The following is a 22605-nucleotide window of genomic DNA, read 5'->3' on the forward strand; positions in this document are numbered from 1 at the left end:
AACTACTCTTGGGTCGGCCGGCCCCTGGGGTCGACATCAGTTGAGCGGAGTGGGGGACGCCATGCTGAGCTTCCGGGACAAACTCAACGCGGCATTCGACGCGGTGCGGCCCAACGGGCCCGACGGACCGGAGTACCGCAACACCGAGGTGGCGGCGGCGCTGGGCGAGCTGGGCGTCAAGGTCACGGGCTCCTACCTCGGCATGCTGCGCGGCGGCGAGCGGGACAACCCGACGGTGAACGTGGTGCAGGGACTGGCCACGTTCTTCGACCTGGACCCCGTGTACTTCCTCACGCCGACGACGCCGCAGGCGGCCGAGAAGGTGGCGGGCATCCACGGCGACCTGATGCGGCTGGCGGAATGGCGGGACAAGGGAGTCCTGGCCTTCGCGCTGCGGGCGATGCTGCTGGAGCAGGACAGCGGCCAGCTCGCGGAGGCGGCGAAGGTGCTGCTGGAGCAGGTGATGGAATTACGACGAACGGACCGCGGCGAGCCGGGTCAGCCATGACCGGCCCAACGCGGGCACGGCGACAGCGAGCTGCCGCGCGGTTCCGACGCTGACCCGCTGGGAAAGCACGTCGTAGTCGGCGCGTTCGATGGCGCCGAGAATGCCGCCGTACAGGTCCATCCCGGCCAGGGCGGTCTGACGGCCGACGGGCTCCAACAGCGGCACGCCGGCACGGGCCTGGCGGTAGAGCTCGCGGGCCCGGGCGATCTCGAACTTGATCAGGGAACGGAACTCGGGGCTCAGGCCGATCTCGGTCACGGTGAAGCGGCGAAGATCCTCGGCCGGCAGGTAGACGCGGCCGCGGCGCAGGTCGTCGCCGACGTCACGCAGGATGTTGGTGAGCTGGAAGGCGATGCCCATCAGGCGCATGGCCTCGGCGGCTTCGGCCGAACGACCGCCGAGCACGGGCACCAGCTGCAAGGCCATGGTGCCGGCGGCGCCGTGCATGTAGACCTCGAGGTCGCTGTAGGTCTCGTACGACGTGACGACCAGGTCCGAAGCCATGGCGTCGAGAAAGGTCTCGACGAGGTGCACGGGAATGTCCCAGGTCTGCAAGGTGTGCAGCAGCGCGCGGCCGAACTCGTCGGCGGTGTCGCCGGCCTTCAGATCGGCGAGGATCTGGTCACGCCAAGGCGCGAACGAAGCGGTGTCGGAGCCGTCGACCATCTCGTCGGCGTGCCGGGCGAAGCCGTAGATGGCCTGCACGAACGGCCGCCGGGCCGGCGGCAGCAACAGCGAAGCCAGGTAGTAGGACTTGTCGTGCGCGGCCAGCAACTCCTTGCACCGCAGGTAGCACGCACGCAGCTGGGGATCGCGGATGCCGGCGGCATCGAGCTCAGAGGTCACGGCTGTCCTTGGTAGGCGGCCAACACGTCGTCGAGCGGACGGGACCGCGCGGCCCGCGCGATCCCGAGCCACCAGTCTATGTCCCCGGCCAGATCGGGCCCGTCCAGCCCGGTCTCGCCGGACATGGTGGGGTGCAAGGCAAGCAGCCCGTCCCACAGCTCGATCACCCGCCGGTACACCAGGGCGTGCTGCTGCCCGGGCCGCAGCCGCAGCCGGTCGTGCCACTCGGACCGCGGCGGATCGAGCGTGACCGTGGCGCCGGTCAGCAGGCGCCACAACGGATATAGCCGCCGACGGTGGCGATAATGCCTGGTAGCGCGGGCAAACGCCTCGATCCGCGGCCCCCAGGCCGGCGCGGTCACGCCGACGAACGCAGTCACCAGACTCACCGCGACCAAGGCGCCCTCGGCCTGGAGCTGCACCCACGGCGGCGTGATCCCGAACGCCTCGGCCAGCTGGTATCCCACCACGTGCACACAGAACAACAGCCCGAATACGCAGCCGATGGTGTGAAGCCGCAGCCCACGCCGCAGCCACGGCAGGTCGGCCTTGGCCGCCCAGCGCCACGACGCCGAGGTGAAACTCGCGATGGTGTAAGCGAAGTAGCTGACGATCACGACGTAACTCAGGGCAGCCACGGGATGCACCGGGCCGGGGGTGACCATCCGACCGGCCGGTCCGCGCAGGAAGTCGACGTCACGGGGCATGGTCGCGAACAGGATCAGCCCGACCGCCAGCGCCGAAACGCCGATCACCGCCGAACGCCGCACCAGCGAGGCAACTTTGGTGCGCTGCAAGGGATCCGCAGTGGCCAGCCAGAAGAAGGTCTGCGTGAAGAAGCCGCCGGCGCAGGCGATCACGTGCAGCAGCGGCCAGGCCAACGCCCAGCCGGCCCAGCGGTCCACGCCCACCGCGAACGACTCGATCTCCAATGGCACGGCCAAGAACCACGCGGCGAAGCCGAGTGCCAGCACGTGCCCGGGTCGCCGGTCGACGGTGACGCGCACGAGCATGCGCAGCCGGAGCATCAGCGCGGCGGCGGCGACCACGACCGTGGCCACCAGGGCGACGGTCAGCACAGTTCGCGGGCCAGGGCGTCCACGATCTGCGCCTCGGCCTCGGTGAGGTTGCGGTGTCCGGCAGTCGGCGCGAGCTCGCCCAGCGCCCGCACGGCGGCGCCGGCGAACACCTCGGCCTCGACCTCCTGATCGTCGGTGAAGCCGCCGCGGCCAAGAATCCGCGACAGCAGCGCCGGGCTGAGATTCGGTACGAGCGCGTTCAGCACTTTCATCAGGACGTCCCGCGTGGCTGGGTCGACGTCGCAGGTCCTCGCGTGCCCGGGCAGCAGCATGTGCCCGATCTCGTGCCAGATGACGTGGATCTGGTACAGCGCGCTGGATCCCACCGATTGGTAGACGATGTAGTCGGCGTCGGCCATGCCCAGCCAGGCCCCGCTGATCGATGTCCGCAGCGGCAACGGGATCAGGTGCAGCGGCCGATCCCGGTCCCGCGACAGCCGTTGGCACACAACGCGAACGTCCGGATGCAGGAAGTCACGACGTCGGAGTTCGCCCAGCACGTGATCGACCGTGGCGCGCCGCCTACCCATGTGGAGGGCACTCCCCTCGGATCCGTGCGTGGTAGACCATTCTAGCGCGCGTGGCGCAAGCGGTTGGCGTCGGCGATGATGGCTGCCCCAAGGGCCCTGGCCGTCTCGGTGCGCACACGGGGCGGCGGCGACAGTACGAACTCGACCTCGCCAAGGGCCGGAAGTCCCTGCTGGGGGCCGAGTTCGACCAGATCGTGCGGGATGAGGCTACGGGTGTGAGCGGTCACGCCGAGTCCGGCCAGCACGGCCGCGCGCAGCCCGCTCAGGCTGGTGCTCGTGCAGGCGATGCGAAACCCTCGGCCATGCCACTGCAGGGTTTCCAACGCTTGCGCACGGCTGACGCTCGGCTCCGGGTACAGGATCAGCGGGACATCGGCGGCGGGATCGATCCGGGTGGTCTCGGTGCCGACCCAGACCAGCCGGTCCCGCCACACCAGCTGCCCGTGGGCCGCGCCCAGTTGCCGTTTGCCGAAAACAAGATCCAGTTGGCGAGCTTCCAACTTGCGGTGCAGTTCGCCGCTGAGCCCCACGGTCAGCTCCAGCTCCACGCCGGGATGGCGCCGCCGGAAGTCCCGCAGCACGTCGGTCAGGTACGTGGCGACGAAATCCTCCGAGGCCCCGAACCGCAGCCGTCCGCGCAGCTGAGGTCCGGCGAAGAAGCTCACCGCCTCCCGGCCGGTGTCGAGGATGGTGCGGGCGAAGCCGACCATGGCCTCGCCGTCCGGCGTCAGCTCGACGGTGTGCGTGTCGCGCAGGAACATCTGCTTGCCGAGGGTCGCCTCCAGCTGCCGCACGTGCTGGCTGATCGTCGACTGCCGGACGCCGAGCTGGTCGGCGGCCTGGGTGAAGCTGAGCGTCTGAGCGACGGCCAGGAAGCTCTCCAGCTGTGCCGGCTTGAACATGGGGCCAGCGTAATCAGAGTCCCAGTCGTCGGCTGCCGGTATAGACGTTCATGGACGTGCCGCGCAGGAAGCCGATCAGCGTCAGCCCCATCTCCGCGGCCAGCTCGACGGCCAGCGAGGACGGCGCCGACACCGCGGCCAGCACCGGGATGCCGGCCATCACCGCCTTCTGCACCAACTCGAAGGATGCTCGGCCGCTGACCATGAGCACGGTTCCGCTCAACGGCAGGCGGTCCTCCCGCAGCGCCCAGCCGATCACCTTGTCCACGGCATTGTGTCGGCCGACGTCCTCGCGCAGGCACAGCAGCCGACCGTCCCGGGTGAACAGTCCCGCGGCGTGCAGGCCACCCGTTCGATCGAACACCAGCTGGGCCGTGCGCAGGGTGTCCGGCATCGTGGTGACGGTGTCGATGTCGACCTGGAGCTCGTCGTACTCGACGGTCCAGCGGCTGGTCGCCCGCACCGCGTCCAGGCTGGCCTTGCCGCACAGGCCGCACGAGGAGGTGGTGTAGAAGTTGCGCTCCACCGACGGATCCGGCGGCGGCACCCCGGCGGCCAAAGTAACGTCCAGGACGTTATATGTGTTGCCGCCGTCGACGGTCGCGCCGGCGCAGTACCGGATCGCGTTCAGCTCGCCGGCCTTGCCGATCACGCCCTCGGAGACCAGAAAGCCCGCCGCCAGGTCGAAATCATGGCCGGGCGTGCGCATCGTGACCGACAGCGGCTGACCGCCGACCCGGATCTCCAGCGGCTCCTCGGCGGCCAGGGTGTCCGGCCGGGCGCTCACCCGGCCGTCCACCACCCGGACGACACGTCGCCGTGCCGTGACGCGGCCCATCAGGCCGGCACCAGCAGTCGCGGGACGCCGGGTTGACGCAACATGGCGGCGGCGACGGCGCCGAGGACGCCCAGGCCCGCCGCGAGCAGGAAGCCCGCCGCGAAGCCGTACATCGCGACCATGGTGGTCGCGAGGCCGATGCCGACGATGCCGCCGACCGCCTTGGCGCTGTAGACCAGGCCGAAGTTCAGCAGGCCCGCCTGGTCGCCGAAGTGGGCTTCGACCAGGGCCGGCAGTAGGGCGTAGCAGCAGCCGGCGGTGGTGCCGACCAGCAGTGCCGCGAACACCATGAGGACGCCCGACTGGTGTTGACCCGCGACGATCATCAGGAGTTGCCCGAGGGCGCCAAGGGCCAGCGCCGCGCGGACCACCCGTCCGACGCCGAACTGCTCGCCCGCCCAGCCCGTCGCCCAGCGGGCCACGCCGCTGGCCAGCGTCAGCACGCAGACCGTGACCGCCGCGAACGCGTAGCCCCATCCGCTGGACGCCACGAACGCCGCTGTGTAGGCAACGTCGAACAGCCACGCCGCCGCCGCGCAGGCGACCAGCACGTACATCACCGCCGAGGTCGGGCAACGCAGCAGTTGGCCCGGCGTGTAGTTGCGGATCGCCGGGCGGCTGTGCCGCAGGCTGAGGTTCACAGTCTTGTCCAGCGCCCACTTCCGCGGGTCCGGCTTCGCCGGCCACCAGTCCGCCGGCGGCTCCCTCAGCACGATGCCGGCCGCCGTGATCACCACCAGTGCGATGATCGGCAGCGGCGTCGCGAACAACACCGCACCCGCCGCGAACGACCCGCTCACCAGGCCCAGATACGTTCGCCTTTCCGGGAACCACTTCGCCACCACGCCGAAGCACGTGCCGTACACCACCGCCGCCCCGAGGCCGCCCAGCACCGCCGTGGCCGGTCCTTGGAACAGGTCTCCCGCCGCCGTCAGGACTGCCCCCGCCGGCATCGCCAGCATCGGCTTCACGTGCAGTCGTTCCCTCAGCCAGGCCATCGGGAACACCGCAACCGCTTGCGTGGCCACCCAGATCGCCAGCAGCCAGTAGTCCCCGCCCACGATCAGGCCGAAGCCGTACTGCCCTGCCCCCGCGACCAGCATCGCCACACAGGCCGCTGCCAGCACCCAGTTCCTGGAGTGCCCCAGCAGCTCACGATCGCTCTCCCCGACCCGGTACCGCCGGCCGTAGAAGTCGGTCACTTCGGTTGCCATCGGTCTCACCTACCCGCAGTCGTCGATGCCGCTCGCCGGCCTTGTTCCCTCGTGCCCGTTCACCGAGCCCGCCGATCCACTCGCCCTGCCACGCCGTCCGGCCAACCGAACCGGCCGGCCACCAGCCCGCCCGTCCCCGCGCTTCGATCACCCGGCCATTGGCCCGTCGACCCTCCGAGCCGGCCTCCTCCACTCGTTCGCCTCACACCAGATTGCATACAGTATGTGATAAGTTGTATAGCATGACCACGGGCTGGACGGAAGCCAGGCAGGTCGCGCGGGACGCGGCCGAGCCGCTGGAGGCGATCACGGTCGATCTGGGCGGGGCGCTGGGGCTGGCGCTGGCCGAGCACCTGCCGGCCCTGGTGTCACTGCCGCTGTGCGACACGTCGGCGATGGACGGCTACGCGGTGCGGGGCACGGGCCCGTGGCAGGTGATCGGCCGCCGCCTGGCCGGAGCGTGCACGTCAGGCGCGGCATTGGAACCGGGTCAGGCGTTGGAGATCGCCACCGGCGCGCCGATTCCCCTTGGCACCTGGGCAGTCCTACCGGTCGAACTGTCCGCACTGGAGGGTTCGACCGTCGCCGGTGAGCTGCCGGGCAAGCACCACATCCGCCGCCGCGGCGAGGACATTCCCCGCGGCCGCCGGGTGTTGCAGGCCGGCAGTGTCGTCACGCCGGCGGCGCTCGGACTCGCGGCGAGCGTGGGCTACGACGTCCTTCGCGTGCACCGCAGGCCCCGAGTTCGCGTCGTGGTGAGCGGCGACGAGCTGCTCACGACTGGCCTGCCCACTCACGGCCAGGTCCGCGACGCCATCGGCCCGCTGCTGCCTGGCCTGATCACTGCGGCCGGCGGCGAGCTGCTCGACACCCAGTTCGTCGCCGACCGCGCCGGCGCGCTGTCCGAATCCCTGGCCTGCGACGACGTGGATGTGGTCGCCGTCTGCGGCTCCACCTCTGTCGGACCCGCCGACCACCTGCGTCCCGTACTCGGCGCGCTGAAGGCTGACGTTCTGGTCGACGGCGTCGCCTGCCGCCCCGGCCATCCGCAACTACTGGCCGCTCTACCCGACGGCCGGCACGTCGTCGGCCTGCCCGGCAACCCTTTCGCCGCCCTCGCCGCCGGCCACACCCTGCTCGCCCCGCTCCTGCACGGTCTCGCCGGCCACTCCCCCAAGGCCCCACTCACCGGCCGTCTCCGCGGTGCCGTCACTGCCCGTGCCACCGAAACACGCCTCGTACCCGCCGTTCGCACCGACGACGCCCTCGTCCCCGTCGGCCGCGACCGCGCCGGCAACCTCTGGGGCGCTGCCATGGCCGACGTGCTGGCCGTCGTCCCTCCACAGTGGACCGGTCCCGAGGTCGAGGTCCTCCCCTCTGAAACCCCCTCCGGCGCCCTCTTCGCGCTGCCAGAATGACTGCGTGAAGTCCCCCGACCCGGACCCCACCTATCGCGTGCTCTCCGTGCGCACCATCGCCCTGGCTGCCGCCGCCTTGGTGCTCATCGGCGTCGGCGTAGCCATCTGGCTGCTCTTTTCCTACGGCGACGGCTCCCCCGAGTCCACCAACCGTCTCGACGCCATCAAGACCGCCGGCACCATAGTCGTCGGCACCGGCGGCGCCGGCGCCCTCTGGTTGGCCGCCCGCCGCCAGCGCACCAGCGAAATCGCCTTGCGCCAAAAGGACCTCGACCACGAAAAGGTCGACCGCGCCTTCGCCCTCCAGGAACGCACCGCCGCCGCCACAGAGGCCGATGCCCTGGAACGCCGAGTAACCGACCTCTACATCAAGGCCGCCGAGCAGCTGGGTTCGGAGAAGGCACCGGTCCGGCTCGCTGGCATGTACGCCCTGGAGCGGTTGGCCCAGTCCAACCCCGACCAACGCCAGACCGTGGTCAATGTCCTGTGCGCCTACCTCCGCATGCCCTTCGAGGAGGACGGCCCCCGCGACGAGCGGGAGGTCCGCCTGACGGCCCAGCGAATCCTGGGTACGCACGTGGCGAAGGGCGATGCTCACTGGCCGGACCTGGACCTCGATCTGACCGGCGCGACCCTGTTCGAGCCGAACATCAAGGGCGCGGCCATTCGCAAGCTGAACTGTACGAGCGCCCGACTGTACGGCAAGACAAAACTCAGCACGACCACTATCGGCCAGGCATCGTTCGATTCCGCCGAGTTCCGGGGAGTCTTGACCTTCACCGATACGACCTTCACCGGGACAGTCGGGTTCACGAACGCCCGGTTCTGTAGGTACGCCGACTTCGAGAGCATTCGGTTCGAGGACGATGCACTGTTCGCCGGAGCCGAGTTTCCAGCCGGGGTGACCTTCCACGAGACGGCGTTCGGTTCAGTAGCGGGGTTCAACCGCGCCACATTCGCCGATGACGCCCGGTTCGACCGCACTCGATTCATGGGTTGGACAACCTTCGCCGGCGCGAAGCCCAGCGGCGCGATGCGTTTCACCGAGGTGGAATTCGCCGGGGAGATCCGGTTCGATCGGGTCGAGTTCCCCGGGCTCACCGACTTCATCGACATCGCGTTCGGCGGCTATGTCGAATTCAGCCAAGCCCGGTTCCACGGCCACACTCGGTTCAGGAACGTGTATTTCGGTGACTGCGCGCGCTTCAAGACGGCCCAGTTCGCTGGTGACACCCGGTTCGACCGCGCCTGGGTGCGGCTGGACGTGCCGGACGCCGTCACACGGGTCTGGCCGACGGTCCAGCGACCGTATCCCGGCACGTTCCAGGTCGTGCCCGAGGCGGGCGGTCCCGCCCGCGATGGCGAGTGGGGGCTGCTGAGGTACATCGGAACGCTGTCAACTCCACAGCGCGGCGTGGGCGAAGGTGGCGATCTCCGGGCGTCCGCGGAGGTCGGGGACCTGGGTCAGGGCGTTGATGATGCCGATGGCGCCGAGGACGCGGGTGCCGGCGAGGTCAACCGACAGCTCGGGGCGGGCGCGCTGGAGGAGGGCGGAGAGCTCGAGGGTGTACTCGCGGCGGGAGCGGTCGAGGGTGTCGGCGGTGAGGACCTCGGCGAGGAGGAGGCGGACCAGGTCGGGATTGGCGGTGGCGAAAGAGAAGTAGGCGTCGAGGGCCCGGGTCAAAGCTGACGAAGGACCGGAAGCGGTGCGGAGGACGTGGTGCAGGGAAAGCCACATGGACTCGGTGCCGCGGGAGAGGGCAGCGACCAGAAGCTCCTGCTTGCTGGCGAAGTGGTTGTAGACGGTGGGGGCGGCGATGCCGGCGGCCTCGCCGATGTCGGCGATGCTGACGGCGGACGAGCCATGGGCGGCGAAAAGGCGGGACGCGGCGACGAGGACGGCCTCGCGGCGGGAAACGACGGGCTGGGGATCGGAACCGTCCAAAGGGGACGGTTCACGGTCAAGCGGCAGGGGGACGGCGATCAAAGCCGAAGCGATGTCGGAGAGCTCGGCAGCGGTGACGTCGTAGCGGTGGTAGGAAACGCTGGCCATCAACGCGGTGATGGCCCGGGCCCGGAGCAAACCCTGATCGGGCAAGGGAAGGGCGACGCGCTCTACGCCGAGACGCAGGCGTCGGCGGACGGCGCGGCGTTGCTCCACGGACAGGTGCCAACCCTCGCGGTCCCACAACACCCCGAACTCCCGACGAGCCAGGACAACCGAGGAAACGGCGAGCAAGGTGCCGGAAACGTCCAACGGGGCGGCGGCGAGAACGGCCTCGAGACGGTCGAGGCTCTCGTCGACGACGGCGGCGAGCAGGTCGTCCTTGCCCCGAAAGTGCCGGTACAGCGCACTGGCCCCGATCCCGACCTCGGCGGCGATGTCGCTCATGCCGACCCGGTGGAAGCCGTGCTGCCAGAACAGGCCGGCAGCGGCGGCCAGCACCTGCTGCCGACGGTCGCGGGGACGGATGACCATGGTCGATAGTGAACCACGCGTCGGTCCATCGGGCTGAGAACATGGCGATCGACGTGCGGTATCGGCTACAAAGTGAATGCCGATACGGAGGGAGCGGGCCATGGAGCTGACCCAGTGCGTGCACCGCGCGGTCCGGCAGACGCCGGACCGGCCCGCGACGATCTTCGGCGACCGGGTCCGGACCTGGGCGCAGAGCGCGGACCGGATCGCCCGGCTGGCCGCCGCGCTCCAAGACCTCAAGGTCGCGCCGGGCGACCGGGTCGGGCTGCTGGCGCTGAACTCGGACATCTACCACGAGCTGCTGCTCGCCGTGCCGTGGGCCGACGCGGTGGTCACGCCGGTCAACACCCGGTGGTCGGTGAGCGAGATCGCCTTCTCGCTCACCGACTCCGACACCAAGGTGCTGTACGTGGACGAGACGTTCGCCCCGATGGTGCCGCAACTGCGCGAGCAGGCCCCGTGCCTGACCACGGTCATCGGCGGCGCGGAGGTCGTGGACTACCTGATCGACACCCACGAGCCCATCCCGGACGCGCGCCGCGGCGGCCAGACGCTGGCCGGCATCTTCTACACGGGCGGCACGACCGGCCATCCCAAGGGCGTGATGCTCAGCCACGCCAACATGATCGTCTCGGCGCTGGGCAGCGCCGCCGCCGGCACGTTCGTCGAGCCGGGCGGCCGCTCGCTGCACACGGCGCCGATGTTCCACCTCGCCGACATCGCCGCCTGGACGGCGCGCAACCTCGTCGGCGGCACGCACGTGATGGTGCCCTCCTTCACGCCCCAGGGCGTGGCCGCGGCGATCGAGCGCCACGAGGTGACCGACGTGCTCCTCGTGCCGACGATGATCCAGCTGCTCGTCGACTCCGGAGAGGCGGCCGCGTATGACCTGTCGAGCCTGCGCCACCTGGTCTACGGCGCGTCCCCGATCTCCGATGCCGTACTGGACCGCGCGGCGAACCGCTTGCCCGGCACGGAGTTCATGCAGGCGTACGGCATGACCGAGCTCGCGCCGGTGGCGACGCTGCTCAGCCCCGAGGCGCACCACAACGCCCGCCTGTGCCGCTCGGCCGGCCGGGCCGCGCCGCACGCCGAGGTGATGGTGGTCGACGAGCAGGACCACGAGGTGCCGCGCGGCACGGTCGGCGAGATCGTGGTGCGCGGCGGCAACGTGATGCTGGGCTACTGGAATCGGCCCGAGGAAACGGAAACCGCGCTGCGCGGCGGGTGGATGCACACCGGCGACGGCGGCTACATGGACGAGAACGGTTACGTGTACATCGTCGACCGGCTCAAGGACATGATCGTCTCGGGCGGCGAGAACGTGTACTCGGCCGAGGTGGAGAACGCGCTGGCCAAGCACCCGGCCGTCGCGTCGTGCGCGGTGATCGGCGTGCCGGACGAGCAGTGGGGTGAGCGTGTGCACGCCGTTGTCGTCCTGGTGGACGGGCACGAACCGAGCGCCGAGGAGCTGCGCGCGCACTGCAAGGAGCACATCGCGAGCTACAAGGCGCCCCGGTCGGTGGAGTTCGTGGCGGAGTTGCCGGTGTCAGGGGCCGGCAAGATCCTCAAGCGGGTGCTGCGGTCCCGGCACTGGGAGGGCCGGGACCGCGGAGTCCAATAAATTGAACACTGCTTAGTTCACAAGGAGATCCGCGGCGATCTCGACGCCGTCACGGACCATCTCCGCCGCCACACCCTTGGCCGCCGACGCAACTTCGGGTCGCAGCGCGCGATCGACGGCCGCGGTCAACGACTCCACGGTCGGCTCGGTGCCGTCGTGCCGAACGCCGATGCCCAGCGCCGCAACACGATCCGCCCAGTAGAACTGATCGTAGCGATGCGGCACGATCACGTGCGGCGTGCCGGAGATCGAGGTGACGGTGGTGGTGCCGGAGCCGCCGTGGTGCACCGCCGCGGCCACCCGCGGGAACAGCGCCTGGAAGTTGGCCTCGCCGATGAGTAGCACGTCGTCGGCCGCGGCGGCCAGCTCCAGATCGGCCCAGCCACTGGAGATCACGGCCCGACGACCGCAGGCCCGCGCCGCCGCGACCATCGTGGCCACGACCTCGGACCGGGTGTCGCCGGTGCTGCCGAAGCCGAAGAACACCGGCGGTTCGCCGTCGTCCAGGAACCGCGCGAGATCGGCCGGCAGCGGCCGGGTGTCCCGCATCAGCCACGCCCCGGTCTGCACCACGTCAAGATCGCCGGGCCACGGCCCGAGCACCGGATCGGCCGCCAGCCACGGGCGTGGCGAGTTCATCTGGCTCAGCACGTCCTCGATCGGCTCAAGCCCGATCGACGCCCGGTTGGAATTGACCGCCGGCCGCCACTGCTCGTTCCACACCTGCGATTCCAGCGCCCACAGCGCATGATTGTCGGCGTCAGCCGGATATACCCGTCCGGGCAGCGGCGCCGGCGGGAGTTGCCCGGAAGGGAGTTGATTCGGGCTGAATGTGGCGTAGACGTGGCGAATACCGAGTTTTTCCGCTATCGAGGGCGCCGCGATCTGCAACGCCGACCAGCCCAGGATCACCTCGCAGCCATCGGCCGCCGGCAGCAAGGTCTCGAACTGCGTGGCCACGGTGCCGTTCATCAGCTGCTGACGGCCCTCAGGCGTCGCGCCGAGCCGCCTGACCTCGGAGTCCGGCTTCGTGCCCGGCCGCACCTCTGGTCCGAGCGGCACGAAGTCGATGCCCAGCCCTTCGATCCATTCCCGGAAATCCGGCGGCGCGCACAACCGCGCCTCGTGCCCGATTTCCCGTAGCCGAAGAGCCAACGCGACCACTGGCTGGACGTCACCGCGCGACCCGATGGTCGACAGCAACACGCGCATGGGAAATACCCCCGTCACTCATCGCTTTACGGAGGCAATTGTGCGCCGATGCGGGGGCCTTGCGGCAAGTCCCCCCATCGGTTATAAGGTGAAGTGGGAGAAAATCACTCCTCCGGGCGCGGCCGCAGCTCGACGCAGCAGCCGCCGGCGCCGCCCGGCGCGAGCACCGCCTCCACGGTCCGGGCCTCCAGCCCGTCGATCACGCCCTCCAGGAACGCCCGGTTGATGCCGCACACCAGGTCGCGGGCCTTGGACGCGAGCGGGTGGAACGGGCAGTCGCGCATGCGGACGGTCGTCGGGGTGTCCCGCAGCGGCTCGAAGCCGTGCCGCGCGAGCAGCCGGCAGGTCATGGTCAGCGCGCGCTCGGTGCCCAGCCGCCCGGGCCGCTCCCCCTCACGCTCGGCCGTCCCGACCTCGCGGCCGCGTTCGGTGGCGATGGGTTCGGCCGAGCCGCGCGGATCCTCCGACAGCACGGCGTCGATGAGGATGTCGGCCAGCAGGTCGTACTGCCGGGCCGGGATGCTGACCTGCACGTCCACGTCCGACGGCTCGTACACCTTGGGGGCACGGCCGACGCGGCCGACGCCCTCGTAGTGGGCCCGCAGCAGGCCGGCGTCGACCAGTTTGTCCAGGTGGAACGCGGCGAGCTTGCGGGAGATGCCCACGGCGGCGGCCGCCTCGTCCCTGGTCACGGGGTGTCGGGCGGCGCGGATGAAGTCGAACATGCCGCGGCGCAGGCCGTCGTCGAGGGCGGCAACGGCGCTGATCGCCCGATCGGTGCTCACCCTACCCAGAATATCGCCTACGACCGTGTCCGCAACCACACTTCTTGACCTGCGACGGTAATAAGACCAACATCTATTGGCGAAACTAGGGCGAAGGAGGGCGCATGCAGGCGTTACGGGTGGTTCACGAGCCCGAGACCGGGGTCGATCTGGCCGCCGCCGAGCGCGCCGCCGGCGACCTGCTGCGCGCACTCGGCGTGGACACCGACAGCGAGAGCCTGCGGGCCACGCCGGGACGGATGGCGCGGGCCTACGCCGAGCTGTTCACGCCGCGCCCGTTCGATCTCACCACGTTCCCCAACGACGAGGGCTACGACGAGCTGGTGCTGGCCCGCAGCATCCCGGTGCGGTCGGTGTGCGAGCACCACCTGCTGCCGTTCGTCGGCGTCGCGCACGTCGGCTACCTGCCGGACAGCCGGATCCTCGGACTGTCCAAACTGGCCCGTGTGGTCGAGCATTTCGCCAGCCGGCCGCAGGTCCAGGAGCGGCTGACCAAGCAGGTCGCGGACTGGCTGAGCACGCAGCTGGCGCCCAAGGGCGTCGGCGTGGTGATCGAGGCCGAACACACGTGCATGACGCTGCGCGGCGTGCGGGCCTCCGGGTCGAACACCGTCACCTCGACGATGCTCGGCATCCTGCGGTCCGACGCGCGGTCGCGCCAGGAGTTCTTCGCGCTGGCCGGGGTCAAATAAGCTAGGCCGGGTGTCGAACCGTCCCGAACTGGTCGCCCTGCGGTCGTTCCTGAGCGTGTACCGGACGGGCGGGGTCGCCCGGGCGGCCGAGGCGCTGCGGCTGTCGCAGCCCGCCGTGTCGCACCACATCAAGGCCATCGAGGAGTCGGTCGGCCGGCCGCTGTTCCGGCGGTCCGGCCGCGGCATCGCGCCGACCGAGGCCGGGCACAGCCTGGCCGCCGAGGTCGCCGAGCACATCGACGCCCTGGAAGGGGCGCTGGACGGACTGCGCTCCGCCACCCTGTCCGGGGCCGGCCCGGTGTTCGTCGGCGCCCCCGTCGACCTGCTGGAACGCTATGTCGTCACCCGGATGACGCCGCTGCTGGCCGAGGGGCTGACCGTGCGGTGCCGGGTCGGGCTGTCGCCCGATCTCGTGCAGGCGGTGCTGCGGGACGAGATCGACGTGGCGCTGCTGACCAAGATCGAGGGCGTTCCGACCCGGCGGATGTACCTCGTGCAGCTGCTGGAGGAACGGTTCATGCTGGTCGGGCCGGCCGGCGACGAGCCGTACGAGCCCGGGCAGGAGCGGCGGTTCGTCGGCTACTCCGAGGAGATGCCGATGGCGCGACGCTATTTCCGGGAGTGTTGGGCCATTCGGCCGCCGGCGCCGGCCCTGATCGTCAATGATTTTCGGGCCGTGGTCGCCGCCGTGCTGGCCGGGGCCGGGCTGACCATCGCGCCGCACTACCTGGTCGAGGAGCACCTCGCTGCCGGCCAACTTTCCGTGCTGCACAAGCCTTCCCAGCCCGTCGTCAACACCGTCCACATCGGAACGCGACGGGGCCGGGAGCACCTGCCGCGGATCCGGGCGGTGTTCGGCGCACTGTCCTCTGTGGACTAACCCGATATACCGATTGACGGCCACCTGCCCCGCGCACAAGATTGTCAGCGTGAGAGGAGGTGCTGGTCATGGGCGTATTAGTGCTGAACGCGAGCTTGGAGCCGCTGCATACCGTGTCGGTGCCGCACGCCGTCCGAATGCTGATACGTGAGGTCGCCGAGATCCACGAGGCCGACGCCGGCACGAAGTTCGGCCACTACCCGCTGCCGCGGGTCGTGCGGCTCGTGCGGTACGTGGTGATGAAGTGGCGCTACAGCCGTCCGCCGAGCTGGACCCGGCGCGCCGTGCTGAAGCGTGACAACCACCGCTGTGCCTATTGCGGCGGCCCCGCCGACACCATCGACCACGTCGTCCCGCTGTCGCGCGGCGGCGCCCGGACCAGTTGGCTCAACACCGTCGCCTGCTGCGGCGGCAGCGCCCGCAGCTGCAACGCCCGCAAGGGCAACCGCCTGCTGTCCGAAGCCGGCATGCGGCTGCTCGTGACGCCGCACGTGCCGACCTGGGCCGAGCTCTGCTCCTGACCGTCCACTGTGGAACCGCCGGCTGTTGTCACAGCCGGCGGTGCAGGAATTCCGCCGCGGCGTCGGCCGCTTGGCTCACGTACGGTTCCACGTCGTAGAGATCGATGTGCTGCTCCGCGTCCAGCCAGCGGATTTCCTTCGGGCCGGCGGCATCCTCGTACGCCGCGGCCGCCAGCTCCGGAGAGCAGTAGTCGTCCTTGCGGCCGTGCACGATCAGCAGCGGCGTCTCGGTCAGCAGCGGCGCCGCGCCGAGGGCGTCGAAGGTCATCAGCGAGTGCAGGGAGCCGTAGGTGACGCGGTTCTCCCAGTGCTCCGCCTTGGCACGGTCCGTGCCGTAATAGGCATACGGCTCATCGCCGGCCATCGCCGCGAGGCCGTTGGCCGGGGCCACCGCCGGGAGTTCGTCGTCGTAGCGGTCGATGAAGGTGCGGATCGCCTCGCGGTAGCCGCTGAAACGGACGGGGCTGTTGTACGCGCCGGCAATGCCCACCACGGCCTTGAGACGCGGATCCGTCGCCGCCGCCTTCACCGCGTAACCGCCGCCCAGGCACACCCCGACCACGCCGATCCGGTCCGTGTGCTCCGCCAGCACACTCACCGCCGCTCGTAGATCCGCCAGCTTTCCCTGACTGTCTTCGTGCACCCGCCGGCCGCCGCTTTCCCCGAAGCCCCGGTGGTCGAAGGCCAGCGTCGTGATGCCCCGCTCGTGCAGCAGGCCGGCGTATGTGCCCACCACCTGCTCCTTCACCCCCGTGAACGGCCCCGTCAGCACCACCGCCGGCGCATTCGTTGCCCTGTCGAGGTTTCCGACCAGCTCGATGCCGTCGGCCCGGAACGTCACGCGTGTCATGGCCCCGACCCTAGATTTCCGTTTTCCCCACGGCCAGAAGGCACTTCGCGGTAACCTTGCCCCGTGTTCGTGCCGGACGTGCTGTTGGAGAGCTGCGCCACTCGGCAGGCGTTGGAACGACTCGCCTCCAAGTGGCGGGTGCTCGTCGTCTACGTCCTGCTCGCCGGGCCGCAGCGCCATGCCGAGCTCCGGCGGCGGCTTCCCGGCATCAGCGCCAAGGTCCTCACCGAGACCCTGCGCGACATGGAGTCCGACGGCCTCGTCTCCCGGCACGTCCTCAAATCCTCGCCGCCGCAACACGTCGAGTACGCCCTCACCGAACTCGGCAAGACCCTCGAACAGCCCCTCGCCGCCATCTGCGAATGGGCCTTGACCAGCTCTCGGTGAGTGAGGGACCGGCCAGGTCAGTCGGCGAAGTCGGCGAAGTCCATGTTGCCGATGCTGAGGTTCGCGGACATGTCGGCGAACCGGTCCACGGGCAGCCGGAACGTCCGTCCGGGCTCGTCGGCCAGGTCGACGGCCAGCAGGCCCTCCCCACCATCGGCCAGGAACAGGTAGAAGATGCGGTCCTCCTCGGCCGCGGCGGCATCGGCGGCGACAAGGGAATGCACGGTGGTACCGGCGAAGGCGGGGTCACTGACACAGGTCGCATGGTTCGCCGAGCCCCGATCGCAGTGTCTCCCACCCGGCGTCGTCGGTGAAATCGGTGCGGAGCACCAAGGAGGTCAGGTCGTCCGGCTGGGGCAGGCTCATGGACGAAGGCTTAGCGGTCAGTCCTCGACGAGTTCGCCTTCGAGCAGGCTCATGATGATGAGGTCGTACCACTTGCCGTCGCGGCGGAAGCGTTCGCGTTCGCGGCCGTCCTCGACGAAGCCCAGTTTCTTGTAGACGTGGCGAGCGGGCTCGTTCTCGGGGACGACCCAGAGGGAGATGCCGTGCAGGCGCATCTGGTCGAAGCCGTAGCGGCACAGCACCCGGATGGCGTCGGTGCCGTAGCCGCCGTTGCGGTAGGCAGCCTCGCCGATGTAGACGTCGAGCTCGGCACGGGCGTTCTCGGGTTCGGCGCCGGTGAGGGCGATGGCGCCGATGGGAGTCCGGTCGGCGAGGGTCTCGACGCACAGGATGAGCTTGTCGTAGGTGTTGGCGGGACGGTCCTCGCCGAGGCGCTTGGTGAGCTGGGCGAGTGACTCGGGATAGGCGTTGACCATCCACTGGAGCACCTCGGGATCGGAGTTCCAGCGGTAGAGGGCCTCGGCGTCGGAGGGTTCCAGGGCGCGCAGCCGCACAAGCTTCCCGGTCAGCATGAGCCGAACGTAACAGCGGCGGGCAATCGATTTAGCTCGACTTCCCGTGGCCTGAACGTCTTCCGATAATCCTGCGGACTGACACCGACGATGCGCCGGAAAGACGGCCGCAACGACACGCCGGCGGTGAAGCCGACCCGCCGGGCGATGACGTCGACCGGCAGGTCGGTCTGCTCCAACATCCGCTGCGCCTGGAGAATCCGTTGGTGCAGCAGCCATTGCAGCGGTGAGATGCCGACGACGGCCCGGAACTGACGGTCGAAGGTGCGACGCGACAGGTGCGCACGGGCAGCCAACACATCCACTTCCAAGGCCTCGTCGAGGTGCTCAAGGGCGAAGGTCATGGCCTGCGCCAACTGATCGCCGTCGGGCATCTCCAGAATGGGGTGGTCGATGTACTGCGCCTGCCCGCCACTACGTTGTGGCGCAACGATCATCCGCCGCGCGATGGCCGTCGCCGCTGACGCGCCCCACAGTCGCCGCACCACGTGCAGGCACGCATCGATGCCGGCGGCGGAGCCACCGCTGGTGATCACGTCGCCGTCGTCGCAGTACAGGACGTCCGCATCCACTGTTACCAAAGGATAAGACGCGGCCAGCACTGGGGCGTGGAACCAGTGCGTGGCCGCGCGCCGGCCGTCGAGCAGCCCGGCGGCGGCCAACACGAAAGCGCCCATGCACTGGCCGATGACCAACGCGCCGTCCTCGTACGCGGCACGAAGGGCCCGCAGCGCCGGCTCCGGCGGCCGCTCGGCGGTGTTGCGCCACGACGGCGCGACGATGATGCCGGCGCCGTCCAACGCGTCCAATCCATACGGCGGCACGACCTGGACGCCGCCGGTGGTGGTCAGCGGCCCGGGCTCGCCGGCGACCGGCCGCAGCGTGAAGTCCGGTGCGCCACTGGAGGTCCGGTCCACGCCGAACACGCTGATCGGCACCGACGTCTCGAACATCGGTGCGCGGTCGAACATCAGCACCGCGACGGTGGCCTTGTCCCGGCTCATGCGCCCAGTATCACCACCTCGCCGGCCGGGGGCATGACCAGCCGGTCGGACAGGCCACGCTTGGCGAACGCCGCCGGAACGGCCGACCGGTCCTCGGTGAAGTGGCCCCAGCCGTCGATGTGGATCGGCACCACGGTCTTGGCCTGAAGGATCTCCGCCGCCCTGGCCATCTCGTCGGCCCCGAGCGTCAGGTAGGCGTCCATCAGCGTGCTGCGGCCGCGCCCGCCGAACAGCACGGCGATGTCGATCGGCCCGAGGTTGTCGGCGATCTCCTGCACGATCCCCAGCGACGCGTTGTCCCCGCTGACGTAGACGCTCGGCAGGTCGGGACCGGTCAGCACGAAGCCGCGCACCTCGCCGGTCAGGTACTCGCTGCCCATCGGCCCGTGCCGCGCCGGCACGCCGGTGACTCGCACGCCGCCCACGTCGATGCCCTGCCAGAGCGGAAGTTCCCGTGCTGGACCGCCGATCCGCTCGGCCGTGCCAGCGGTGCCGAGCACGAGCGGCACCCGCTGGAGGTATTCACGGCCGAGGTCGTCGAGGTTGTCCGGGTGCTGGTCGTGGGACAGCAGGACGGCGTCCACCGGTCCGAGCTCGTCCGGACCGACTGCCGGCCCGATGAGCTTGACCTGGACCCGGGTGCCGATCGGGTGGTCGCCCGGCGGGTCGAAGGTCGGGTCGGTCAAGAAGCGCACGCCACCGAGCTCGAGCAGGGCGGTCGGACCACCGATGAACTGCACCGTTGTCGTCATGAGCAGATCTTGACCGGCCACGCGGCGGGGCCGTGAGTGGCTTGTCGGCTGACCACCGATCGATTCCAGCCACGACAGGTAGTTGTGAGTTCAACTAACACGGCGTAGGCTGGCGACCGTGCGCGAACTCGGCCTTCGTGACACCAACGGCATTCTGAGCCAGCCGTGGGTGCGGCCGAGGCGGTCCAGCGCCGGACTGGGCTGGGACCGTATCTTCGTCTCCACCCAGGCCGAGCGGGCCTACCGGGCCAGCTTCGACGCCGCGCACACCAGCATGGTCATCCTCCATCTGGACGGACCGGTACAGGTGAGCCGCGGCCGCAGCCGCCCGTGCACGGTGCCGGCCGGCGGCCTGTTCGTGCACCCGGCCGGGCACGATCTGACCGTGGAATTGGGCGGCAGCCTGAACACCGTGCACGTCTACCTGACCGACGACGCCTTCGGCGGGCCCGTCCAACTGGCCGAGGAAGTCGGCGCCGTCGACCCACTGGTCGAGCAACTAATGTTGGCGTTGGATGCGGTGCTGCGCGACTGGGAGCCGTCGGCCCGCACCTACGTGGACCATCTGACCGCGCTGCTGGCCAGTCACCTGGCCCGCCGTCGCGAACCGCCACCGGCCGTCGGACTGACCGAACGCCAGCTCGCGGCCGTCCGCGACCTGATCGAGGCCCGCATCGCCGAGCCGTTGCCACTGGCCGATCTGGCCGATGCGGCGGCGCTGAGCATCAGTCAGTTCGTCCGCCAGTTCAAGGTCAGCACCGGCGACACGCCCCACCGCTACCTGGTCGGCCTCCGACTCAAACACGCCCAACGTATGTTGCATACAAGCAGCCTGCCCATTGCCGACATCGCCGTCCGATGTGGATTCAGCCACCAGGAACACCTGACCCGGGTGATGCGGTCACGGCTGGGCGCGACTCCGGGCGCGTTGCGTGCACGTGCACAAAACGTGCAGCCCGGCGCGCATTCCGTGCAGGCGAAGCGGGGTTGACCCGGACATACTCGGCCGATGACCCACGACACGGATGTCCTGGTCGTCGGCAGCGGGCCGGCCGGCGGGTCGGCCGCGCTGCTGCTGGCCACCTACGGCGTCAGGACCACGCTCATCACGAAGTACGGCTGGGTGGCGAACACGCCGCGGGCGCACATCACCAACCAGCGCACCATGGAGGTCCTGCGCGACCTCGGGATCCAGGCCGAGGCCGAGGCCCAGGGCACGCCGCAGCACCTGATGGGCGACACCGTCATGTGCACCTCGCTGGCCGGCGAGGAGATCGGGCGCATCCGCACGTGGGGCACCGGCGACGCGTCCGCGACCGAGTACGGCGCGGCCAGCCCGTGCGGCATGATCGACCTGCCGCAGACCTACCTGGAGCCGATCCTGGTGTCGCGGGCCGCCGAGCGCGGCGCGAAGGTCCGGTTCGACACGGAATTCCTTTCCCTGCACCAGGATGACGACGGCGTCACGGCGACCGTGCTGGACCGGGTGCGCGGCGAGACGCAGACCATCCGGGCCCGCTACCTGATCGGCGCCGACGGCGGCCGCAGCCTGGTGGCCGAGCAGCTCGGCCTGCCGGTCGCCGGCCGCACCGGCAAGGCCGGCAGCATGAACATCGTCTTCGAGGCCGACCTGAACCGGTACGTACAGCACCGGCCGAGCATCCTGTACTGGGTGATGCGGCCGGGCGCCGAGACCGGCGGCATCGGCATGGGACTGGTGCGCTGCGTGCGTCCGTGGCACAAGTGGCTGCTCACCTGGGGCTACGACATCGACCAGGCGCCGCCGGAGGTCGACGACGCGGCAGCCACGGCGATCGTGCGGGACCTGGTCGGCGACGCCGAGCTGGACGTGGCCATCGAGTCGACGTCGCTGTGGACGGTCAACCACAGCTATGCCACGGAATACTCGTCGGGCCGGGTGTTCTGCGCCGGCGACGCCGTGCACCGGCACCCGCCGTCGAACGGCTTGGGCTCCAACACGTCCATTCAGGACTCGTACAACCTGGCCTGGAAGCTGGCCATGGTGTTGCGCGGCGAGGCCGATCCGGCGCTGTTGGACACCTACACCGCCGAACGCGCCCCGGTCGGCCGGCAGATCGTGGACCGGGCCAACCTCAGCCGCGACCAGTTCCTGCCGATCTTCGAGACTTTGGGCATCGCCGGCGGCGGTGACGACGAGGCGATCACGTTGGGGATGAAGGCCTTGGACGCGCCGGACGCGGACGGGGCGGCGCGGCGGGCCCGGATGGCCGAGGCCATCGAGCTGAAGAACTTCGAGTTCAACGCGCACGGCGTGGAGATGAACCAGCGTTACGAGTCGACCGCGGTGATCCCGGACGGTTCGCCGGAAGAGGTGTTCCGCCAGGACAAGGAGCTCTACGTCCAGGCCACCACCCGCCCCGGCGCGCGGCTGCCGCACGTGTGGCTGGTCGGCGCGGGCGGCCATCGACTGTCCACACTGGACCTTGTCGGCCAGGGCCGTTTCACGCTGCTCACCGGCATTTCCGGCGCGGCCTGGATCGACGCCGCCGCGTCACTCCCGCTGACCGTGATCAGGATCGGGGTCGACGGACTGCGCGACGCTTACGGGGATTGGTTGCGGGCCAGGGAAATCGAGGAGGACGGCGCCCTTCTGGTCCGTCCGGACGGCTACATCGCCTGGCGCGCCGCGCGGCTGCCGGAGGATCCGACCGCCGCGCTGGCGCGGGCGTACACCTCGGTGGTCAGGCCGACTTCGGACCCGCGCTGAGCACGACCTCGAACTCCAGCACGCTGGCGCCGGTCCCGACGGGCCGGCCGCCACCGTGGTTGCCGAAGGCCTTGGCCGCCCACGCCTGATAGGCCTCGTCGGACTCCCAGCGGGTGTAGACGAAGTAGCGGGTCTCGCCGGCCACCGGGCGCAGCAGCTCGAAGCCCAGGAAACCGGGCTCGGAGTCGACCGCGCCGGCCCGCGCGGCGAACCGCTTCTCCAGCTCGTCGCCCTGGCCTTCGGGGACCTCGACCGCGTTGATCTTCACGACTGCCATGGCCGCCAGCCTACGCCCGGCGCGGCTGTGGCCCAGCGCACACGGCCGGCCGGCACGAGGCACCTTTGCACGGGCAAGTCGGCCCGAACGTCCGCTGAACCGATCCTCTCCGCTGGCTAGCATCGAAGAACCGCCATGGGG

The 22605-nt window shown here is 70.0% G+C and carries 24 protein-coding genes and 1 pseudogene; 10 read left to right on the forward strand and 15 right to left on the reverse strand.

Annotation, left to right across the window (positions count from 1 at the left end):
- Nucleotides 1-40 precede the first annotated feature (40 nt).
- A complete protein-coding gene (locus tag M3Q35_RS21110; protein WP_273943656.1) occupies nt 41-508 on the forward strand; it encodes a hypothetical protein in 468 nt (155 codons plus the stop codon).
- On the opposite strand, the gene M3Q35_RS21115 is transcribed toward M3Q35_RS21110, so the two are convergent.
- The 6 genes from M3Q35_RS21115 to M3Q35_RS21140 are packed head-to-tail and all read right to left on the reverse strand — an operon-like array spanning nt 470 to nt 5917.
- A complete protein-coding gene (locus tag M3Q35_RS21115) occupies nt 470-1354 on the reverse strand; it encodes a phytoene/squalene synthase family protein (RefSeq protein ID WP_273943657.1) in 885 nt (294 codons plus the stop codon). The two genes, M3Q35_RS21110 and M3Q35_RS21115, sit on opposite strands and share 39 nt — an antisense overlap.
- Nucleotides 1351-2433, reverse strand: coding sequence for an MAB_1171c family putative transporter (locus M3Q35_RS21120; protein ID WP_273943658.1), 1083 nt, complete (start codon nt 2431-2433; stop codon nt 1351-1353). Before M3Q35_RS21120 ends, M3Q35_RS21115 begins: the two co-directional genes overlap by 4 nt.
- Nucleotides 2427-2963 carry a hypothetical protein gene (locus M3Q35_RS21125; protein ID WP_273943659.1) on the reverse strand — a complete coding sequence of 179 codons (537 nt, stop codon included), beginning with the start codon at nt 2961-2963 and terminating at the stop codon, nt 2427-2429. Before M3Q35_RS21125 ends, M3Q35_RS21120 begins: the two co-directional genes overlap by 7 nt.
- Nucleotides 2964-3004: 41 nt before the next feature.
- Nucleotides 3005-3865, reverse strand: coding sequence for a LysR family transcriptional regulator (locus M3Q35_RS21130; RefSeq protein ID WP_273943660.1), 861 nt, complete (start codon nt 3863-3865; stop codon nt 3005-3007).
- A gap of 13 nt (nt 3866-3878) precedes the next feature.
- Nucleotides 3879-4703, reverse strand: a complete 825-nt coding sequence (gene fdhD / locus M3Q35_RS21135) for a formate dehydrogenase accessory sulfurtransferase FdhD (protein ID WP_273943662.1) — start codon at nt 4701-4703, stop codon at nt 3879-3881.
- Nucleotides 4703-5917 (reverse strand): MFS transporter, encoded by a 1215-nt coding sequence (locus tag M3Q35_RS21140; protein WP_273943663.1) that lies wholly within the window; start codon nt 5915-5917, stop codon nt 4703-4705. Before M3Q35_RS21140 ends, fdhD begins: the two co-directional genes overlap by 1 nt.
- A gap of 242 nt (nt 5918-6159) precedes the next feature.
- On the opposite strand from M3Q35_RS21140, the gene M3Q35_RS21145 reads away from it, so the two are divergent.
- Complete coding sequence (locus M3Q35_RS21145; protein ID WP_273943664.1) at nt 6160-7335, forward strand: molybdopterin molybdotransferase MoeA; 1176 nt, start codon at nt 6160-6162, stop codon at nt 7333-7335.
- 502 nt (nt 7336-7837) lie between these two features.
- Nucleotides 7838-8209: pseudogene (locus M3Q35_RS48935) on the forward strand (pentapeptide repeat-containing protein); the annotation flags it as partial.
- Nucleotides 8210-8731: 522 nt separating this feature from the next.
- On the opposite strand, the gene M3Q35_RS21155 reads toward M3Q35_RS48935, so the two are convergent.
- On the reverse strand, nt 8732-9814 hold the full coding sequence (locus tag M3Q35_RS21155) for a TetR/AcrR family transcriptional regulator (protein WP_273943665.1): 1083 nt from the start codon (nt 9812-9814) through the stop codon (nt 8732-8734).
- Nucleotides 9815-9914: 100 nt separating this feature from the next.
- Between M3Q35_RS21155 and M3Q35_RS21160 the strand changes: the two genes are divergently transcribed.
- Nucleotides 9915-11438, forward strand: coding sequence for an acyl-CoA synthetase (locus tag M3Q35_RS21160; protein ID WP_273943666.1), 1524 nt, complete (start codon nt 9915-9917; stop codon nt 11436-11438).
- 12 nt (nt 11439-11450) lie between these two features.
- Here the strand turns inward: M3Q35_RS21160 and M3Q35_RS21165 are convergent, their stop codons facing one another.
- Both M3Q35_RS21165 and M3Q35_RS21170 read right to left on the reverse strand, forming a co-directional pair.
- Nucleotides 11451-12650: a glycosyltransferase gene (locus M3Q35_RS21165; RefSeq protein WP_273943667.1), complete on the reverse strand. Its 1200-nt coding sequence runs from the start codon at nt 12648-12650 to the stop codon at nt 11451-11453.
- Between the two features lie 104 nt (nt 12651-12754).
- Nucleotides 12755-13375, reverse strand: a complete 621-nt coding sequence (locus M3Q35_RS21170) for a helix-turn-helix transcriptional regulator (RefSeq protein WP_273944413.1) — start codon at nt 13373-13375, stop codon at nt 12755-12757.
- Nucleotides 13376-13539: 164 nt separating this feature from the next.
- Between M3Q35_RS21170 and folE the strand changes: the two genes are divergently transcribed.
- The 3 genes from folE to M3Q35_RS21185 all read left to right on the forward strand — a co-directional run bounded on the left by folE (nt 13540) and on the right by M3Q35_RS21185 (nt 15528).
- Nucleotides 13540-14127, forward strand: a complete 588-nt coding sequence (folE, locus tag M3Q35_RS21175; protein ID WP_273943668.1) for a GTP cyclohydrolase I FolE — start codon at nt 13540-13542, stop codon at nt 14125-14127.
- Between the two features lie 10 nt (nt 14128-14137).
- A complete protein-coding gene (locus M3Q35_RS21180; protein ID WP_273943669.1) occupies nt 14138-15007 on the forward strand; it encodes a LysR family transcriptional regulator in 870 nt (289 codons plus the stop codon).
- A 68-nt stretch (nt 15008-15075) separates the two neighbouring features.
- Nucleotides 15076-15528: an HNH endonuclease gene (locus M3Q35_RS21185; protein ID WP_273943670.1), complete on the forward strand. Its 453-nt coding sequence runs from the start codon at nt 15076-15078 to the stop codon at nt 15526-15528.
- 28 nt (nt 15529-15556) lie between these two features.
- Here M3Q35_RS21185 and M3Q35_RS21190 read toward each other — a convergent pair whose 3' ends face one another.
- Nucleotides 15557-16378: an alpha/beta hydrolase gene (locus M3Q35_RS21190; RefSeq protein ID WP_273943671.1), complete on the reverse strand. Its 822-nt coding sequence runs from the start codon at nt 16376-16378 to the stop codon at nt 15557-15559.
- Between the two features lie 63 nt (nt 16379-16441).
- Between M3Q35_RS21190 and M3Q35_RS21195 the strand changes: the two genes are divergently transcribed.
- Nucleotides 16442-16765 carry a winged helix-turn-helix transcriptional regulator gene (locus M3Q35_RS21195; RefSeq protein ID WP_273943672.1) on the forward strand — a complete coding sequence of 108 codons (324 nt, stop codon included), beginning with the start codon at nt 16442-16444 and terminating at the stop codon, nt 16763-16765.
- A gap of 17 nt (nt 16766-16782) precedes the next feature.
- Here the strand turns inward: M3Q35_RS21195 and M3Q35_RS21200 are convergent, their stop codons facing one another.
- From M3Q35_RS21200 to M3Q35_RS21215, 4 genes are all read right to left on the reverse strand, one after another.
- Nucleotides 16783-16989, reverse strand: coding sequence for a DUF6924 domain-containing protein (locus tag M3Q35_RS21200; protein WP_273943673.1), 207 nt, complete (start codon nt 16987-16989; stop codon nt 16783-16785).
- A 159-nt stretch (nt 16990-17148) separates the two neighbouring features.
- Nucleotides 17149-17682 (reverse strand): GNAT family N-acetyltransferase, encoded by a 534-nt coding sequence (locus M3Q35_RS21205; protein WP_273943674.1) that lies wholly within the window; start codon nt 17680-17682, stop codon nt 17149-17151.
- Nucleotides 17676-18686 carry a GlxA family transcriptional regulator gene (locus M3Q35_RS21210; RefSeq protein ID WP_273943675.1) on the reverse strand — a complete coding sequence of 337 codons (1011 nt, stop codon included), beginning with the start codon at nt 18684-18686 and terminating at the stop codon, nt 17676-17678. The genes M3Q35_RS21205 and M3Q35_RS21210 overlap by 7 nt, the downstream gene beginning before the upstream one ends.
- Nucleotides 18683-19438: an MBL fold metallo-hydrolase gene (locus M3Q35_RS21215; RefSeq protein WP_273943676.1), complete on the reverse strand. Its 756-nt coding sequence runs from the start codon at nt 19436-19438 to the stop codon at nt 18683-18685. Before M3Q35_RS21215 ends, M3Q35_RS21210 begins: the two co-directional genes overlap by 4 nt.
- Before the next feature lie 118 nt (nt 19439-19556).
- Between M3Q35_RS21215 and M3Q35_RS21220 the strand changes: the two genes are divergently transcribed.
- Both M3Q35_RS21220 and M3Q35_RS21225 read left to right on the forward strand, forming a co-directional pair.
- On the forward strand, nt 19557-20429 hold the full coding sequence (locus tag M3Q35_RS21220) for a helix-turn-helix domain-containing protein (RefSeq protein ID WP_273943677.1): 873 nt from the start codon (nt 19557-19559) through the stop codon (nt 20427-20429).
- 18 nt (nt 20430-20447) lie between these two features.
- Nucleotides 20448-22187, forward strand: coding sequence for an FAD-dependent oxidoreductase (locus M3Q35_RS21225; protein WP_273943678.1), 1740 nt, complete (start codon nt 20448-20450; stop codon nt 22185-22187).
- Here the strand turns inward: M3Q35_RS21225 and M3Q35_RS21230 are convergent.
- A complete protein-coding gene (locus M3Q35_RS21230) occupies nt 22162-22464 on the reverse strand; it encodes an antibiotic biosynthesis monooxygenase family protein (RefSeq protein ID WP_273943679.1) in 303 nt (100 codons plus the stop codon). The two genes, M3Q35_RS21225 and M3Q35_RS21230, sit on opposite strands and share 26 nt — an antisense overlap.
- Nucleotides 22465-22605 lie beyond the last annotated feature (141 nt).

Origin of the sequence: Kutzneria chonburiensis (genome assembly GCF_028622115.1) — a bacterium.
Lineage (GTDB): Bacteria > Actinomycetota > Actinomycetes > Mycobacteriales > Pseudonocardiaceae > Kutzneria > Kutzneria chonburiensis.